This is a genomic window from Halomonas sp. SCS19 (assembly GCF_040147015.1).
Taxonomy (GTDB): domain Bacteria; phylum Pseudomonadota; class Gammaproteobacteria; order Pseudomonadales; family Halomonadaceae; genus Halomonas; species Halomonas litopenaei.
In genome coordinates this window covers 1,682,174-1,698,727 of the sequence record NZ_JAMSHN010000001.1, presented here as the reverse complement: position 1 = coordinate 1,698,727, position 16,554 = coordinate 1,682,174, and the positions used below count along the sequence as shown (strand labels likewise).

Sequence of the window (16,554 nt, the reverse complement as noted above, 5' to 3'; positions counted from 1 at the left end):
AGGAGCCCCCCATGCCGTCAGCCAGCCCCCTTCTCGGCGCACAAGCCGTTTCCCCTTGTCAGCAGCCTGGCGACCGCGGCCTTGCCAACGACGTCTTCTCCGAGGCGCTGAGCGAGCGCTATGACCAGCTGGCCCGCGACGAGCGATACGGCACCTTCACCGGTTCCGTTCTTCACTATCTCAATCTGGAAGAAGATCTGGTCGGCAAGCGTCTTCTTGATGTGGGCTGTGGCAACGGAGCGCTGGCGGCCGAATTCAAGGGCAAGGGTGCGCAAGAGGTGCTGGGCATCGACATCAGTCCCTCCCAGGTCGCGCTGGCCAGCCGGCGCCACCAGGCACCGGGCCTCGGCTTTCGGGTCGAGGACGCCTATCGCAAGCTTGTTCTGCCGGAGGCGCCCTTCGATACCCTGGTCAGTGTCTTCGCCTTCCACTTCATCCAGCATCAGGCCATGCTCACCCGTGCTTGCCGAAACCTGTTCGAGGCGCTCAAGCCCGGTGGCCTGCTGGTGTGGCTCGATATCACCCACGACTACGTGCTTGACCCGGCGCGTATGGATCGCCTCGAGGCGTTGACCAGCTATCGCTACGACCCAGGCGTCGCCCCGGGTGAGCGGCCCCGGCCCTGGAGTCTGGTGCCTGGTCAGGTGCGCGCCGGTGACGACGTCTTGCCGGTGGACCACGTCGCGATCCCCGGGCGTACCGTGGTCAAGACGCTGCAGTCGGTCGGCTTCTCCCGGGTCAGGCGCGAGCCGCTGCGCTTCACCGATGCTGAGTCGGCCTGGCTGTGGGGCCCCGACGGGTTCAATCACCACCTGTTGGTGGCCCGCCGCTGATCAGCGGGCAGTGGCATTACCGGCCGTTGGCACGGGCAGATCCAGCGTCGAGAGAGAGCGCCTTATCGGGCAGTCGAAAGCAGCCGAGCAGGTTGCGCTGCAGGGCGCTGAAGTTGTCGTCGCTGACCATCAGAAATTCGCCACCGGGCAATCGCGCCAGCCCCTCCATGTTGTCGACGCGCCAGCCTTCTCCGGCGGACAGGCTGGCCAGGCGTGTCACCCGTACCTGCGGCGGTGGCAGCAGCTCCACCAGGCTTAAGCTGATGGTCAGCGGACGTGGCGGAGAAAAGGCCCGTTCCAGCGCCAGCAGCCGCGGTGGAGTCTCTGTGGCAGTTTTCTCAATGGCCAGCAGGTCGGTCAGGGCGCTGTCGGCCGGTGAGGCCAGTGGGTAGTGCCACCGGCGCGTGTCGGTAGCGTTCTCTGCCAGGCTGAACAGAAGGGTGTGTCTGACACCGTTTTGCGCGTTCATGCCATCGGGGGGTGACTCCAGCCCCGCTATCAGTCCGATGCCCGGCACCCGGGTGAGTGCTTCCAGGCTTTCATTGGCACCTGCATCAAGGGTAAGCGGTGAGCGAAGGGCGTCCCCCTCTGGCATCCCGTCGAGAGCGAAACGCTGCACGCGATGGTCCTGCTCGAAGCCGACCAGTAGTTCGGTGTTGCCGGTGACGCCATCATCGGCCCGCGCCAGCACCAGCGACTCGGCGTCTGCTGCCTTGCCTTCCAGCGGCGTACCGTCCTGCGCCTTCAATCGGTGGCTGGTGATCGGGCGCAGGTCTACCAGGCGGCCGAGTTCAAGTACTGGCCTTGCCTGGTGCACGCGCCCGCGATCGGATACCAGGTGCAGCAGGTTGTCGTCTGTGTCCCAGGCCATGGCCGAGAGACCACCCAGGGGAACGCTGGTGTTGTTTTCGGTGGGACGCCACTGGCTCGGTAGTGCCAGGGTGCCGCACATGCTCAGCCCCGGCTGGGCGGGGGCCTCGCCCTGCAAGCTGGTCGGCTTGACCTGGGCGGTGCAGCCGCCAAGCCACAGGGACGCTGCCAGCGTGCTGATAAGGGGCAATCGGAGCATTTTTCTGAACGGCATGGGGCGGTCCTGTCGGGCGGGAATGTCAGCGTGAAGGCCAGGGCGAGGCAAGAGGGAGCGACGTTGGTATACTGCGCCGAATCCCTTTACATTTTGGCGTATCTACGTTGATCCGCCTGTCTGTTCGAACTCTCGTTTCTCCAGGAGATTGCATGAGCCGTACCGCCCCCCGTATCGCCATCGTCGGCGTCGCCGGCCGCATGGGCCGCACCCTGGTCAACGCCGTGATGCAGGACGACGACGCCGTCCTCGCCGGCGGCATCGTCGAGCCGGGCAGTTCGCTGGCTGGCGCCGATCTGGGCGAGCTGGCCGGAGTCGGCCGCCAGGGCGTGGCGGCGGTGGACTCCCTCGAGGCCATCGTCGATGACTTCGACGTGCTGATCGATTTCACCGCGCCCAAGGTGACCCTGGCCAACCTGGCCTTCTGTGCCGAGCATGGCAAGGCCATCGTCATCGGCACCACCGGTCTGTCCGATGACGAGCAGGCCGAGCTCGACGATTATGCCGAGCGAGTGCCCACGGTGTTTGCGCCCAACATGAGCGTCGGCGTCAATCTGACCCTTAAGCTTCTGGAGACTGCAGCGAAGGCGCTGGGCGACGAGGGCTATGATATCGAGGTCATCGAGTCCCACCATCGTCACAAGGTCGATGCGCCGTCCGGTACCGCCCTGCGCATGGGCGAGGTGGTCGCCGGGGCGCTGGATCGCAACCTCAAGGAGCACGGGGTGTTCGAGCGGGTAGGCCAGTGCGGTCCTCGCGATCCCAAGGAAATCGGCTTCGCCACGGTGCGTGCCGGCGATATCGTCGGGGAGCATACCGTGATGTTCGCTACCGAAGGCGAGCGCATCGAGATCACTCACAAGGCGTCCAGCCGCATGACCTTCGCCCGGGGCGCGGTGCGCGCAGCACGCTGGGTCGCCGAGCGTGAGGCGGGACGCTACGGCATGTCCGACGTGCTGGGCCTGGACTGAGTTTTGTGGGCCTCTGGCGACGTCGCGGGTGGTGTTACCCATGGCAAAGTGCTTGTTCCGGGGTAGTCAGCCCGGCCCAGATGCTGTAACATTCCAAAAATTTTGGCCGGGCCGGGCATGAAAGTGTCGCGTCGAGAGCGTTTAGTACGTCTCTCGCAGCATAGGTGCCGGCTCTGCATTCCGAGCGAATGACAACAAGCGGGATGAAACCGGTCAAACACCGGGTTTCGTCCCGCTTTTTTACGGCCCGGCTCCTTGTGTGCTTGACGCACGATGGGCCGGGTCGGTGCCGAATGGCCTGGCGACAGGTCGCCGACGCCGGCGAGCGTATGGCGGCGGTCGTAGATACCTTGACGAGCTTTGGGAGGACGTAGCGTTGAACAAACCCGCAATCTTGGCCCTGGAAGATGGCAGCGTATTCCACGGCACGGCCATTGGCGCTGATGGGCAGACCAGTGGTGAGGTGGTGTTCAATACGGCCATGACCGGCTATCAGGAAATTTTGACCGACCCCTCCTATTCCCGACAGATCGTCACCCTCACCTATCCCCATATCGGCAATACCGGCATCAATCCCGAGGACGTCGAGTCCGCCAGCATCGCCGCCGCGGGCCTCGTCATCCGCGATCTGCCGCTCGTCGCCAGCAACTTCCGATCTACCCAGAGCCTCTCGGACTATCTCGCCAGCCAGAACGTGGTGGGCATCGCCGACATCGATACCCGCCGGCTGACTCGAATCCTGCGCGACAAGGGTGCCCAGAACGGTGCCATCGTGGCCGGCGACGAGGCCCTGGGTGACGACGCCGAAGCGCGCGCCCTGGAAGCCGCCCGCGCCTTCCCCGGGCTCAAGGGTATGGATCTGGCCAAGGTGGTGTCCTGCAGCGAGCGCTACGTCTGGAACGAGGGCGAGTGGGCGCTGGGCAAGGGCTACGCCGATACCGAAGGGGCCGAGCGGCCCTTCCATGTGGTGGCCTACGACTACGGCGTCAAGTTCAACATCCTGCGCATGCTGGCGAGTCGCGGCTGCAAGCTGACCGTGGTGCCGGCGCAGACCCCGGCGTCCGAGGTGCTGGCGCTCGACCCCGACGGCGTCTTTCTGTCCAACGGGCCCGGCGACCCCGAGCCGTGTGACTACGCCATCGACGCCATCCGCGAGATCCTCGAGACCGAAGTGCCGGTGTTCGGCATCTGCCTGGGCCACCAGTTGCTGGCGCTGGCCAGCGGTGCCACTACGGTCAAGATGAATCACGGCCACCACGGCGCCAACCATCCGGTGCAGGATCTGGACAGCGGCCACGTGATGATCACCAGCCAGAACCACGGCTTTGCCGCCGACGAGACCACGCTGCCGGATAACCTGCGCGCCACCCACCGCTCGCTGTTCGACGGCACCCTGCAGGGGATCGAGCGTACCGACCGTCCGGCGTTCAGCTTCCAGGGCCACCCCGAAGCGAGCCCCGGCCCCCGCGATGTGGCGCCGCTGTTCGACCGCTTCATCGACATGATGCGCAGCCGTCGCTAAGGCGCCGACACAGATTCCGGTTCATCGTCCAATTTTCTTGCGGGAAGCACCATGCCCAAGCGTACAGACCTGAAAAGCATCCTTATCATCGGCGCTGGCCCCATCGTCATCGGCCAGGCCTGCGAGTTCGACTATTCCGGCGCCCAGGCTTGCAAGGCGCTGCGCGAAGAGGGTTTTCGCGTCATCCTGGTCAACTCCAACCCGGCCACCATCATGACCGATCCGGCCATGGCGGATGCCACCTACATCGAGCCGATCACCTGGCAGGCGGTGGAGAAGATCATCGAGGCCGAGCGTCCCGACGCCGTATTGCCGACCATGGGCGGCCAGACCGCGCTGAACTGCGCGCTGGATCTCGATCGCCACGGCGTACTGGAAAAGTACGGCGTGGAGATGATCGGCGCCAACGCCGACACCATCGACAAGGCCGAGGACCGCGATCGCTTCGACAAGGCGATGAAGAACATCGGTCTCGAGTGCCCCAAGGCCAAGGTCGCCCACAGCATGGATGAGGCCTGGGAGATCCAGGGAGAGCTGGGGTTCCCGGTGATCATCCGGCCGTCCTTCACCATGGGTGGCTCCGGTGGCGGCGTGGCCTACAACAAGGAAGAGTTCAAGGAGATCTGTGGGCGCGGCTTCGAGCTTTCGCCGACCCACGAGCTGCTGATCGACGAATCGTTGCTGGGCTGGAAGGAGTACGAGATGGAGGTCGTTCGTGACAAGAACGACAACTGCATCATCGTCTGTGCCATCGAGAACTTCGACCCCATGGGCGTGCACACCGGTGACTCCATCACCGTGGCGCCGGCCCAGACGCTGACCGACAAGGAATACCAGATCATGCGCGACGCATCCCTTGCGGTGCTGCGCGAGATCGGCGTCGAGACCGGTGGCTCCAACGTCCAGTTCGGCGTGGACCCCGAGACCGGCCGCATGGTGGTCATCGAGATGAACCCGCGGGTGTCGCGTTCCTCCGCCCTGGCCTCCAAGGCCACCGGCTTCCCGATCGCCAAGATCGCCGCCAAGCTGGCGGTGGGCTACACCCTGGACGAGCTGCAGAACGACATCACCGGCGGTCGCACCCCGGCGTCCTTCGAGCCGTCCATCGACTACGTCGTCACCAAGATTCCGCGCTTCACCTTCGAGAAGTTCCCCCAGGCCAACGACCGTCTGACCACCCAGATGAAGTCGGTGGGCGAGGTCATGGCCATCGGCCGCACCTTCCAGGAGTCGCTGCAGAAGGCGCTGCGTGGCATGGAGACCGGCAACGACGGTCTCGATCCCATCGTCACCGAGTTCAGCGACGAGAACATGGCGCTGATCAAGGGCGAGCTGCAGGCCGCCGGCGCCGAGCGTATCTTCTTCATCGCCGATGCCATGCGCTCCGGCATGTCGGTGGCAGAAGTGTTCGAGCTGACCAACATCGACCCCTGGTTCCTGGTGCAGCTCGAGGATCTGGTCAAGATCGAGCAGGATCTGTCCAGCCGTCCGCTGTCGTCGCTGGACGCGCGCGAACTCTATCGTCTCAAGCGCAAGGGCTTTGGCGATGCTCGCCTGGCCAAGGTGCTGGGCGTGTCCGAGGACGATGTGCGCAGGGCGCGCCATGACGCCGGTATCCGTCCGGTCTACAAGCGTGTCGACACCTGCGCCGCCGAGTTCGCCTCCGACACCGCCTACATGTACTCCACCTACGAGGAGGAGTGCGAGGCCGAGGTCAGCGATCGTAAGAAGATCATGGTGCTGGGCGGTGGCCCCAACCGTATCGGTCAGGGCATCGAGTTCGACTACTGCTGCGTCCACGCCGCCTTCGCCATGCGCGACGACGGCTACGAGACCATCATGGTCAACTGCAACCCGGAGACCGTGTCCACCGACTACGACACCTCCGATCGTCTGTACTTCGAGCCGGTGACCCTGGAGGACGTGCTCGAGATCGCCGACAAGGAGAAGCCGGTCGGGGTGATCGTGCAGTTCGGCGGGCAGACGCCGCTGAAGCTTGCACGTGCGCTCGAGGCCGCCGGTGTGCCGATCATCGGTACCACCCCGGACGCCATCGACCGCGCCGAGGACCGCGAGCGCTTCCAGCAGATGATCGACAAGCTGGGCCTCAAGCAGCCGCCCAACGCCACCGCCAGAAGCTTTGACGAGGCCTTCAGCAAGGCCGAGGCGATCGGCTACCCGCTGGTGGTGCGCCCGAGCTATGTGCTCGGTGGGCGCGCCATGGAAATCGTCTATGACGCCAGCGAGCTGGAGAACTACATGACCCACGCGGTCAAGGTCTCCAACGACTCGCCGGTGCTGCTCGATCACTTCCTGAGCGCCGCCATCGAGATCGACATCGACGCGGTGTCCGACGGTGAGCAGGTGGTGATCGGCGGTATCATGCAGCACGTCGAACAGGCTGGTGTGCACTCAGGCGACTCTGCCTGTGCGCTGCCGCCGTACTCGCTGCCGGCCGAGGTTCAGGACGAGATGCGCGAGCAGGTCAAGCGCATGGCCGTGGAGCTTGGCGTGAAGGGCCTGATGAACGTCCAGCTGGCCTGGCAGGACGGCGAGATCTACGTCATCGAGGTCAACCCGCGCGCCTCGCGCACCGTGCCCTTCGTGTCCAAGTGCATCGGTACCTCGCTGGCCCAGGTGGCCGCCCGTTGCATGGCTGGCGTCAGCCTCAAGGAGCAGGGCTTCGAGCGCGAGATCGTGCCGCACTTCTACAGCGTCAAGGAGGCGGTGTTCCCGTTCAACAAGTTCCCTGGCGTCGACCCGATCCTGTCGCCGGAGATGAAGTCCACCGGCGAGGTGATGGGGTCCGGCGACACCTTCGCCGAGGCCTTCTACAAGGCCCAGCTCGGTGCAGGTGAGGCGATTCCGGCGCTGACCGGCGATCGCAAGGCGTTCCTGTCGGTTCGCGAACCGGACAAGGCGGGTGTTATCGAAGTGGCGCGTTCTCTGGTAACATTGGGCTTCACACTCTGTGCGACCCGAGGAACGGCGGCAGCCCTTGAACAGGCTGGTCTGCCCGTCGAGGTCGTCAACAAGGTTTACGAAGGCCGGCCACACATCGTCGATTCCATCAAGAACGACGAGATCGCCTATATCGTCAATACCACCGAGGGCCGCCAGGCCATCAATGACTCCTCGGTGATCCGCCGCACCGCACTCGCCCGCAAGGTTCCCTATGCCACGACGCTGGCAGGGGCCAGTGCCGTTTGTTTGGCGCTCGAGTACGGCAATGCCGTGACCGTGCGGCGGCTACAGGAACTGCATGCAGGAGCGAATACATGAACAAGGTCCCGATGACCGTCGCCGGTGAGCAACGCCTGCGTGAAGAGCTCGAACAGCTCAAGAGCGAGGCTCGCCCGACAGTGATCGCTGCCATCGCCGAAGCGCGTGAGCACGGCGACCTCAAGGAGAACGCCGAGTACCACGCCGCTCGCGAGCAGCAGGGCTTCATCGAGGGGCGTATCCAGGAGATCGAGGGCAAGCTGTCCAACGCCCAGGTCATCGACGTCACCAAGCTGCCCAAGACCGGCAAGGTGATCTTCGGCGTGACCGTCGAGCTTCTGAATCTGGATACCGACGAAGAGGTGACCTACCGCATCGTCGGTGAGGACGAGGCCGACATCAAGCAGCGTCGCATCTCGGTCACCTCGCCCATCGCCCGTGCCTTGATCGGCAAGGAAGAGGGTGAGGTCGTGCTGGTCCGCACCCCCGGTGGTGAGGTCGAGTACGAGATCACCGGCGTCGAGCACATCTAGACCCGGCTCCTTCGATCCAGACGACACCGCCCCGCCAGGATTCCTGGCGGGGCGGTGTCTTTTCTGGCGACAGGCTCGTCGGCGCCCGGTGGTGGGCGCAGCGGCGCCGGTGCGTCAGTGGCGGCCGTGGTGGTTCTCGAAGCGGGTGATGTTGGACAGCTTCGGGTTGGCCTTGGGGTTCTTGCGGTACAGCAGGGCCACCTTGCCGATCTTCTGGATCAGCTCGGAGCGGCTCTTGGCGACGAGTTCGTCGAGCACAGCGGTGCGGTCGTCGCGGTCGGGGATCGCGAGCTTCACCTTGACCAGTTCGTGGTCGTTCAGGGCTCGTTCGAGCTCGGCCAGCATGCCTTCGGAAATACCGTTCTCCGAGGCCGTCACCACCGGGTCGAGGTGGTGGCCGATGCTGCGCATTGCTTTCTTTTGTGCCTGTGACAAGCTCATGGTATCTTGCTTCATTCCGTTTTGGCCGTAGGGCGCGTGACAGCACATGGTACGGGGATTCCCCGTGCGGTGAAAGCGCTTGTGCATGACAATCTCCAGGCAGCCGTTCGCCGGCGGTGGCAAAGCCGCTCGATGCGTCGTGCAGCCCGCCCCTCGGTTCCTGCGGCGAGCCTCCCCGCCACGCGGTTCGGCTCCGGCGGCCATGCCGGGTGTCCGCAGCAAATGCACTTCGAGCAACGCCCTTCCGGCAATTGTTCAGGAAATCTTCTTTCAGGTGGCTCAGTGGCAGCATCCCGTCCCCCCTCCGGTAAAAAAACCTCATCCGGCAAGAGCAGCGCGAGCAAGACCAGCGCCAGCTGGTTGAAGGAACACTTCGATGATCGCTACGTTCAGCAGAGCTGGCAGGACGGCTACCGTTCCCGGGCCAGCTATAAGCTGGTGGAGCTGGACGACAAGGACAAGCTGTTCAAGCCGGGCATGACCGTCATCGATCTGGGGGCGGCGCCGGGCGGCTGGAGCCAGATCGCCGCAGAGCGTGTCGGTGACGCCGGTGTGGTCATCGCCTCGGACATCCTCGAGATGGACGCTCTGGCCGGGGTCGACTTCGTTCAGGGTGACTTTACCGAGGAAAGCGTGCTGGAAGAGGTGCTGGCAAGGCTCGCTGATCGCCCCGTGGACCTTGTGATGTCGGACATGGCCCCCAATATGAGTGGTATGGCGGCTATCGATCAGCCCCAGGCAATGTACCTGGTGGAGCTGGCGCTCGACCTGGCTCGCCAGACGCTGCGCCCCGGGGGGACCTTCCTGGCCAAGGTGTTCCAGGGCGAAGGCTTCGACGAATATCTCAAGGAGCTGCGCGGCGCCTTTCAAAAGGTGGTGACGCGCAAGCCGGGGGCATCGCGGGCACGCTCCCGCGAGGTCTACCTGCTGGCCCAGGGATTCAAGGGCTGAGCATCGGCGCCGGTCGACGTCTGATAGGCCGCGCCTACCGGAGCGATACCGGCAAAAATGGCCTGGCTGTGCCAGTCTTGAGGCATGGTACAGGCAGGAAAGGACACATGATGGCGTGCGATGGCCTGCCAGGCAGTCATCGCATCGACATTTTTTCGGCATTTTCCGAGGGTGAGTCCCGGCGGAAGGGGCGCTTGCGCCGCTTCGTTGGATCCGATCAGGCTGGCTGAACCAGGCCGGGTCATGTAGTGTCGAACCCTTAGGCACCTAGGCCGACAGATTCTTGCAATTGAGGGTGGTCCCTTGAACGACATGGCGAAGAACCTGATTCTGTGGTTGGTCATCGCGGCGGTGCTGCTGACGGTGTTCAACAACTTCAGCGTCGAGAACGCACCCAACCAGATGAACTACTCCCAGTTCGTCGAACAGGTGCAAAACGAGCAGGTACGCAGTGTAACCATCGACGGTTACACGATCAGCGGTGAGCGCAACGATGGCTCCAGCTTCCAGACCATCCGCCCCTCGGCGGAGGACCCGAAGCTGATGGACGATCTGTTGTCCAACAATGTCACCGTGGTGGGCAAGAAGCCGGAACAGCAGAGTCTGTGGACGCGACTATTGATCGCGAGCTTCCCGATTCTGCTGATCCTGGCCATCTTCATGTTCTTCATGCGCCAGATGCAGGGCGGTGGTGCCGGCAAGGGCGGCCCCATGAGCTTCGGCAAGTCCAAGGCCAAACTGCTGTCCCAGGATCAGATCAAGACCACCTTTGCCGACGTGGCGGGGTGTGACGAGGCCAAGGAGGAAGTCGAGGAACTGGTCGACTTCCTGCGTGATCCGACCAAGTTCCAGCGGCTGGGTGGCACCATCCCCCGCGGTGTCTTGATGGTCGGGCCTCCCGGTACCGGCAAGACCCTGCTGGCGAAGTCCATCGCCGGCGAGGCCAAGGTGCCGTTCTTCTCGATCTCAGGCTCTGACTTCGTCGAGATGTTCGTCGGTGTGGGTGCTTCCCGTGTGCGCGACATGTTCGAGCAGGCCAAAAAGCAGGCACCCTGCATCATCTTCATCGACGAGATCGACGCCGTGGGTCGTTCGCGCGGCGCCGGCATGGGCGGCGGCAATGACGAGCGCGAGCAGACGCTGAACCAGCTGCTGGTCGAGATGGATGGCTTCGAGGCCAATGAAGGCATCATCGTCATCGCCGCCACCAACCGTCCCGACGTGCTCGACCCTGCGCTGCTGCGCCCGGGCCGCTTCGACCGTCAGGTGGTGGTGCCGCTTCCCGATATCCGTGGTCGCGAGCATATCCTCAACGTGCACCTGCGCAAGGTGCCGCTGGCCGATGACGTCAAGCCGACCTTCATCGCCCGTGGTACCCCTGGCTTCTCCGGTGCCGACCTGGCCAACCTGGTCAACGAGGCTGCGCTGTTCGCCGCTCGTCGCAACAAGCGCCTGGTGGGCATGGAAGAGCTGGAGCTGGCCAAGGACAAGATCATGATGGGGGCCGAGCGCCGCTCCATGGTCATGACCGAGAAGGAAAAGCTCAACACCGCCTACCACGAGTCGGGCCACGCCATCATCGGTCTGGTGATGCCGGAGCATGACCCGGTCTACAAGGTGACCATCATTCCGCGTGGCCGCGCCCTGGGTGTGACCATGTTCCTGCCGGAGCAGGATCGTTACAGCCTGTCGCGCCAGCAGATCATCAGTCAGATCTGTTCGCTGTTCGGCGGTCGCATCGCCGAGGAGATGACGCTGGGGCCGAACGGTGTCACCACCGGCGCCTCCAACGACATCAAGCGTGCCACCGAACTTGCCCACAACATGGTGGCGAAGTGGGGCCTGTCCGAGGAGATGGGGCCGATCATGTACGACGAGGACGAGTCTCACCAGTTCCTCGGCGGCCCTGGTCAGAGTGGTGGCAAGCTGAAGTCGGGCGAAACCACCTCGCGTCTGGACAAGGAAGTGCGCAAGATCATCGACGGCTGCTACGAGCAGGCGCGTCAGATCCTCGAGGACAATCGCGACAAGCTCGACGCCATGGCCGAAGCGCTGATGCAGTACGAGACCATCGATGCGGATCAGCTCAAGGACATCATGGAAGGGCGTGACCCGCGTCCGCCCAAGGACTGGGATGAGCCCGGTTCCGGCGGCGGCTCTCCGGTCACCGGTGATCCCGAGCCGTCGAAGGAGCCGGAGTCCGGCGCCGACACCAGCGACGGGGACGAGGAAGAGGATGACAAAGGCTCCGGCCGTCGCCCCTCCGACCCCCTTGGCGGCCCCGCCGGTAGCTGACGGCCCGCCCGCTCACAGAGGCGCCCCGCGGGGCGCCTCTGGCGTTGCATGACCCGCCTCTCGCATTAGTATTCTTTGGTGAATACCCAGATTTTCCCAGGACATCCTCTTCGATGGACGCTCGTTACCCCGCTGTACTGCCCTGTGGTCGACACCGCCTCGATCTGACCTTTCCCCGCATCATGGGGATCCTCAACGTCACTCCCGATTCCTTTTCCGATGGTGGCCATCACGTGGTCATCGACGACGCCCTGCGCCATGCCGAACAGATGCTTGCCGAGGGTGCCGCCATCATCGACGTGGGCGGCGAGTCCACGCGGCCCGGTGCGACGCCGGTCACCGCGCAGCAGGAGCTCGACCGGGTGATCCCGGTGGTCGAGGCGCTGGTACGGGAGCTGGATGCCCTGGTGTCGGTGGATACCTCGACGCCGGAGGTCATGCGCGAAAGCGCCCAGGCCGGGGCTGGCATGATCAATGATGTGCGCAACCTGCGTCGTGAGGGCGCCGTCGCGGCGGCGACCGGCACCGGGCTGCCGGTGGTGCTGATGCATATGCTCGGCGAGCCGGGCGACATGCAGGACGCGCCCCGTTATGACAGGCCGGTGGAGGAAGAGGTCGCAGACTTCCTCGAAAGGCGCATCGCCGAGTGCGAGGCCGCCGGTCTCAAGCGAGAGCGACTGTTGCTTGACCCAGGTTTTGGCTTCGCCAAGACCGTGGAGCATAATCTTCGCCTGTTGCATCGCCTGGAGCGCCTGGAAGCCCTGGGGCTTCCGCTGCTGGTGGGGATGTCGCGCAAGAGCATGATCGGCAAGGTGCTCGACCGTGCGGTCGAGGAGCGCCTGTCGGGCGGTCTGGCCTTGTCGGCACTGGCGGTGGAGCGAGGCGCACGGATACTACGCGTTCACGATGTGGGGCCCCATGTGGACGCGGTGAACATGACCTGGGCCGTTCTCGAGGAAGGAGAACACCATGGCTAGACGCTATTTTGGCACGGATGGCATTCGCGGTACTGTCGGTCAGGCGCCGATCACGCCGGACTTCATGCTCAAGCTGGGCTGGGCTACCGGCCGCGTGCTCGAGCCACGCCGTCAGCGGGCGCGGGTACTGATCGGCAAGGACACCCGGATCTCCGGCTACATGTTCGAGTCGGCCCTCGAGGCGGGACTGTCGGCGGCGGGCGTTGACGTGATGCTGCTCGGTCCGATGCCGACACCGGGTATCGCCTACCTGACGCGGACCTTTCGCGCGGATGCGGGGATCGTCATCTCCGCTTCCCACAACGCCTACCAGGACAACGGCATCAAGTTCTTCTCGGCCGAGGGCGCCAAGCTGGGCGATGAGATCGAGGAGCGCATCGAGCGCGCACTGGATGAGACCCTGACCACGGTGTCACCGGGGGAGTTGGGCAAGGCCAGCCGGGTCGACGACGCCGCCGGGCGCTATATCGAGTTCTGCAAGTCGACGATCCCCGACCGGGTCAACCTGCACGGCCTGCGTATCGTGCTGGACTGCGCCCATGGCGCGACGTATCACATCGCGCCGGCGGTGTTCAAGGAGCTCGGGGCCAAGGTCAGCCTGGTCGGGGCCGAGCCCGACGGCCTCAATATCAACCAGGAGGTGGGCTCGACCCATCCCGCGGCGCTGCGCGCGGCGGTGATCCAGCAAGGCGCCGATCTGGGTATCGCCTTCGATGGCGACGGCGATCGAGTACTGATGGTGGACGCCGACGGTCACGAGATCGACGGTGACGACATGCTCTACCTGATCGCCAAGGACCGTCACGAGCGTGGCGAGTTGGGTGGTGGTGTGGTCGGTACCCTGATGAGCAACTTCGGGCTGGCTGCAGCGCTGGAGTCCATGGGCGTGCCCTTCGAGCGTGCCAAGGTCGGCGATCGCTACGTGATGGAGCGCCTGGCCGCCAACGACTGGCAGCTGGGTGGCGAGTCCTCGGGGCATATCGTCTGTCGCCACGTGCAGACCACCGGCGACGGTATCGTCTCGGCGCTGCAGGTGCTGTCCTACATGGTGCGTGAGGAAAAGCCGCTGTCACGTCTGCTGCACGGCTTCGAGAAGGCGCCCCAGTCGCTGGTCAACGTGCGCTTGTCGGCGGGCGTCGACGCCAAGGCGGTGATGGCCGACCCGAGTCTCGAACAGGCCACCCGTGCGGTCGAGGCCGAGCTTGGCGATGAGGGCCGCGTGCTGCTGCGCCCCTCGGGTACCGAGCCGCTGATTCGCGTCATGGTCGAGGGGCGCCCTCATCTGGATGTCGAAGGGCTGGCCAGGCGTCTGGCCGATGACGTGCGTGAGCTGGTCGGCTGAACCCTGATCTCACCGCCCGGTTTCGCGGTGCCATGACGCGAGGCCTGGTGGACCCTGATGCCGGCGAGAGCGCCTTGTCGGCTTGCTCCAGCGCGGGACCGAAGGCTTCGATCCCGCGGCAAATCTTGTCTTGACAGGGCCGCTCCTATACCATTTCGGCCCACCTTGAAAGAGGATGTTCCATGCGTGCACCGCTGATCGCCGGCAACTGGAAGATGAATGGCTCGCTGAGCCTGATCGATACCTTCGCCGAGGCGCTGTCCGGCGCCGAATTGCCGCAGGCGGTGACGCTGGCCCTGGCGGTTCCCTTTCCCTATGTCGGGGTGGCCAGGGAGCGGTTGCCGCAGAGCGTCAGGCTGGCCGGCCAGACCCTGAGCGACCAGCCGAGCGGAGCCTTCACCGGCGAGGTGAGCGGCGCCATGCTTGCAGACGTCGGCGCCGACATGGTGCTGGTCGGACACTCCGAGCGGCGCACCCTGTTCGGTGAAGACGACGCGGCGGTGCTGGCACGGGTGCAGGCCGCGCTGGGTCAGGGGCTGACGCCGGTGCTGTGCCTGGGGGAAACCCTGGAAGAGCGCGACGCCGAGCGTACCGAGGCGGTGGTGCTCGGTCAGCTCGAGGCGGTGATGGAAGCCCTCGACGGTGACGAGCGCGCGCGCCTGGTATTGGCCTACGAGCCGGTCTGGGCGATCGGCACCGGTCGTACCGCAACGCCTGAGCAGGCGCAGCAGGTGCATGCGGCGATTCGTGCACGACTCGAACGTTACGATGGCGCCCTGGCGGCGTCCATGCAGGTTCTCTACGGCGGCAGCATGAAGCCCGACAACGCGGCGGAATTGCTGGCCCAACCGGACATCGACGGCGGCCTGATCGGCGGAGCATCGCTGAAGGTCGACGATTTTCTAGCCATTTGTCAGTCAGCAGGTTGAATCCATGCAAGTTGCCATTCTCATGATCCATGTGGCGATCGCCATCGCCCTGGTCGTTCTTATCCTGCTGCAGCAGGGCAAGGGCGCCGATGCCGGCGCCTCCTTCGGTGGCGGTGCCTCCCAGACCGTCTTCGGTTCCCGTGGCAGCGGCAGTTTCCTGTCCAAGGCGACCGGGGCGCTGGCGGCGTGTTTCTTCGCCACTTCCCTGACCCTGGCCTACTTCGCCTCCGAGGCGGGCAATTCCGCGCCAGAAGCGGGTATTCCCGACGCCGAGGTGATCGAGCGGCAGAACAGCGCGCCGACCCTGGATGACGAAAGCACCCAGAACAGTGCGCCTGCGCTTGAGGAAGAAAGTCAGGAAAATTCTGCGCCTACGCTTGACGAAGGTTCAAGCGACGTGGATAATGCAGCGCCAGTGCTGGAGGACAGCCAAGGCTGATCTCCGGAACTCCCCTAGCCGAAGTGGTGGAATTGGTAGACACGCTATCTTGAGGGGGTAGTGACCTTACGGTCGTGCGGGTTCAAGTCCCGCCTTCGGCACCATCCTCGTCTTCTGCAATGACGGCGTGGATGACAAGCTCTCCCGGTGATGACCGGTGATCTTCTCTCAGGGTTGGCGGTTCGGTGAAATGCCTTGACGCCCTGGTCAAGGCGCAGTATACTCACCGGCCTAGATTGATGCGGGGTGGAGCAGTCTGGTAGCTCGTCGGGCTCATAACCCGAAGGTCATCGGTTCAAATCCGGTCCCCGCTACCATCTTCTTGGCAGGCATGCAGGTATCCTCAAGGGGCATGCGAACTTCTGCCAGATGGTGACAGGTTTCTTGGAAAAAGCCCCTTCCTGTGAAGGGGCTTTTTGTTAGCAGCTTGCCGGGGCTCGCCCGGCGGCGCGAACGCCAATCAGCCACCTGACTTTCCTGTTCACTCCCGGCCAGGTGCTGATGCAACGGCTGTAGGAGCTTTCATTCGTGGCGACCAAAGATGCTGCGCTCAATGCGTTGATCGAACCGGTGGTAACGGCCATGGGGTTCGAGCTCTGGGGTATCGACTATCTGTCCCAGGGAAAACATTCCCGTCTGGTGATTTACATCGATCACGCCGATGGCGTCAGTGTCGACAACTGTGCCGATATCAGTCGACAGGTCAGCGCCATCATGGATGTCGAGGATCCCATCGCCGGGGAGTACCGTCTCGAGGTGTCTTCGCCCGGGATGGATCGTCCGCTGTTCCGTCTCGATCAGTTCTCCCGTTACGCTGGCCATCACGTGGCTCTGAAGCTGCGCGCTCCCTTCGAGGGTCGGCGCAAGTTCCAGGGCGTGCTCGCCGGAACCGAGGGTGACGAGGTGCTGGTGCAGATCGACGGTGAGGAATACTGCTTTCCGATCGACGGCATCGATCAGGCGCGGGTGGTTCCTCAGTTTGACGAGTGACGCTCACTGATGCGCGACGACTGAT

General features: G+C 64.3%; 14 protein-coding genes and 2 tRNA genes. 14 read left to right on the top strand and 2 right to left on the bottom strand.

Annotated features, from left to right (window positions below):
* Positions 1 to 11 precede the first annotated feature (11 nt).
* Positions 12 to 833, top strand: coding sequence for a class I SAM-dependent methyltransferase (locus NFH97_RS07260; RefSeq protein ID WP_349624613.1), 822 nt, complete (start codon positions 12 to 14; stop codon positions 831 to 833).
* Positions 834 to 849: 16 nt separating this feature from the next.
* Here the strand turns inward: NFH97_RS07260 and NFH97_RS07255 are convergent, their stop codons facing one another.
* A complete protein-coding gene (locus NFH97_RS07255; protein ID WP_349624612.1) occupies positions 850 to 1,917 on the bottom strand; it encodes an esterase-like activity of phytase family protein in 1,068 nt (355 codons plus the stop codon).
* A gap of 152 nt (positions 1,918 to 2,069) precedes the next feature.
* Here NFH97_RS07255 and dapB point away from each other — a divergent pair, with 152 nt between their 5' ends.
* The 4 genes from dapB to greA all read left to right on the top strand — a co-directional run bounded on the left by dapB (position 2,070) and on the right by greA (position 8,165).
* Positions 2,070 to 2,888 carry a 4-hydroxy-tetrahydrodipicolinate reductase gene (gene dapB, locus NFH97_RS07250; RefSeq protein WP_287163525.1) on the top strand — a complete coding sequence of 273 codons (819 nt, stop codon included), beginning with the start codon at positions 2,070 to 2,072 and terminating at the stop codon, positions 2,886 to 2,888.
* A gap of 376 nt (positions 2,889 to 3,264) precedes the next feature.
* The gene (gene carA, locus NFH97_RS07245) at positions 3,265 to 4,410 is read left to right on the top strand and encodes a glutamine-hydrolyzing carbamoyl-phosphate synthase small subunit (RefSeq protein ID WP_349624611.1); all 1,146 of its coding nucleotides are present in this window, start codon (positions 3,265 to 3,267) and stop codon (positions 4,408 to 4,410) included.
* Between the two features lie 51 nt (positions 4,411 to 4,461).
* Positions 4,462 to 7,692, top strand: coding sequence for a carbamoyl-phosphate synthase large subunit (carB, locus tag NFH97_RS07240; RefSeq protein WP_108131793.1), 3,231 nt, complete (start codon positions 4,462 to 4,464; stop codon positions 7,690 to 7,692).
* Positions 7,689 to 8,165: a transcription elongation factor GreA gene (greA, locus tag NFH97_RS07235; RefSeq protein WP_108131792.1), complete on the top strand. Its 477-nt coding sequence runs from the start codon at positions 7,689 to 7,691 to the stop codon at positions 8,163 to 8,165. The genes carB and greA overlap by 4 nt, the downstream gene beginning before the upstream one ends.
* Before the next feature lie 114 nt (positions 8,166 to 8,279).
* Here the strand turns inward: greA and yhbY are convergent, their stop codons facing one another.
* The gene (yhbY, locus tag NFH97_RS07230) at positions 8,280 to 8,606 is read right to left on the bottom strand and encodes a ribosome assembly RNA-binding protein YhbY (protein WP_349625491.1); all 327 of its coding nucleotides are present in this window, start codon (positions 8,604 to 8,606) and stop codon (positions 8,280 to 8,282) included.
* Between the two features lie 282 nt (positions 8,607 to 8,888).
* Between yhbY and rlmE the strand changes: the two genes are divergently transcribed.
* The 9 genes from rlmE to rimP all read left to right on the top strand — a co-directional run bounded on the left by rlmE (position 8,889) and on the right by rimP (position 16,529).
* The gene (rlmE, locus tag NFH97_RS07225; RefSeq protein ID WP_349624610.1) at positions 8,889 to 9,557 is read left to right on the top strand and encodes a 23S rRNA (uridine(2552)-2'-O)-methyltransferase RlmE; all 669 of its coding nucleotides are present in this window, start codon (positions 8,889 to 8,891) and stop codon (positions 9,555 to 9,557) included.
* A gap of 303 nt (positions 9,558 to 9,860) precedes the next feature.
* Positions 9,861 to 11,852, top strand: coding sequence for an ATP-dependent zinc metalloprotease FtsH (gene ftsH / locus NFH97_RS07220; protein WP_348827435.1), 1,992 nt, complete (start codon positions 9,861 to 9,863; stop codon positions 11,850 to 11,852).
* Positions 11,853 to 11,965: 113 nt separating this feature from the next.
* Entirely contained in the window at positions 11,966 to 12,829 is an 864-nt protein-coding gene (gene folP / locus NFH97_RS07215; protein WP_181248652.1) for a dihydropteroate synthase, read from the top strand.
* Positions 12,822 to 14,171, top strand: coding sequence for a phosphoglucosamine mutase (glmM, locus tag NFH97_RS07210; protein WP_108450011.1), 1,350 nt, complete (start codon positions 12,822 to 12,824; stop codon positions 14,169 to 14,171). Before folP ends, glmM begins: the two co-directional genes overlap by 8 nt.
* Before the next feature lie 182 nt (positions 14,172 to 14,353).
* Positions 14,354 to 15,100: a triose-phosphate isomerase gene (gene tpiA, locus NFH97_RS07205; protein WP_045992271.1), complete on the top strand. Its 747-nt coding sequence runs from the start codon at positions 14,354 to 14,356 to the stop codon at positions 15,098 to 15,100.
* Between the two features lie 4 nt (positions 15,101 to 15,104).
* Positions 15,105 to 15,539 (top strand): preprotein translocase subunit SecG, encoded by a 435-nt coding sequence (gene secG / locus NFH97_RS07200; protein WP_222516168.1) that lies wholly within the window; start codon positions 15,105 to 15,107, stop codon positions 15,537 to 15,539.
* A gap of 17 nt (positions 15,540 to 15,556) precedes the next feature.
* Positions 15,557 to 15,643, top strand: a tRNA-Leu gene (locus NFH97_RS07195).
* Positions 15,644 to 15,779: 136 nt separating this feature from the next.
* Positions 15,780 to 15,856, top strand: a tRNA-Met gene (locus NFH97_RS07190).
* 211 nt (positions 15,857 to 16,067) lie between these two features.
* Positions 16,068 to 16,529 carry a ribosome maturation factor RimP gene (gene rimP / locus NFH97_RS07185; RefSeq protein ID WP_045992269.1) on the top strand — a complete coding sequence of 154 codons (462 nt, stop codon included), beginning with the start codon at positions 16,068 to 16,070 and terminating at the stop codon, positions 16,527 to 16,529.
* Positions 16,530 to 16,554 lie beyond the last annotated feature (25 nt).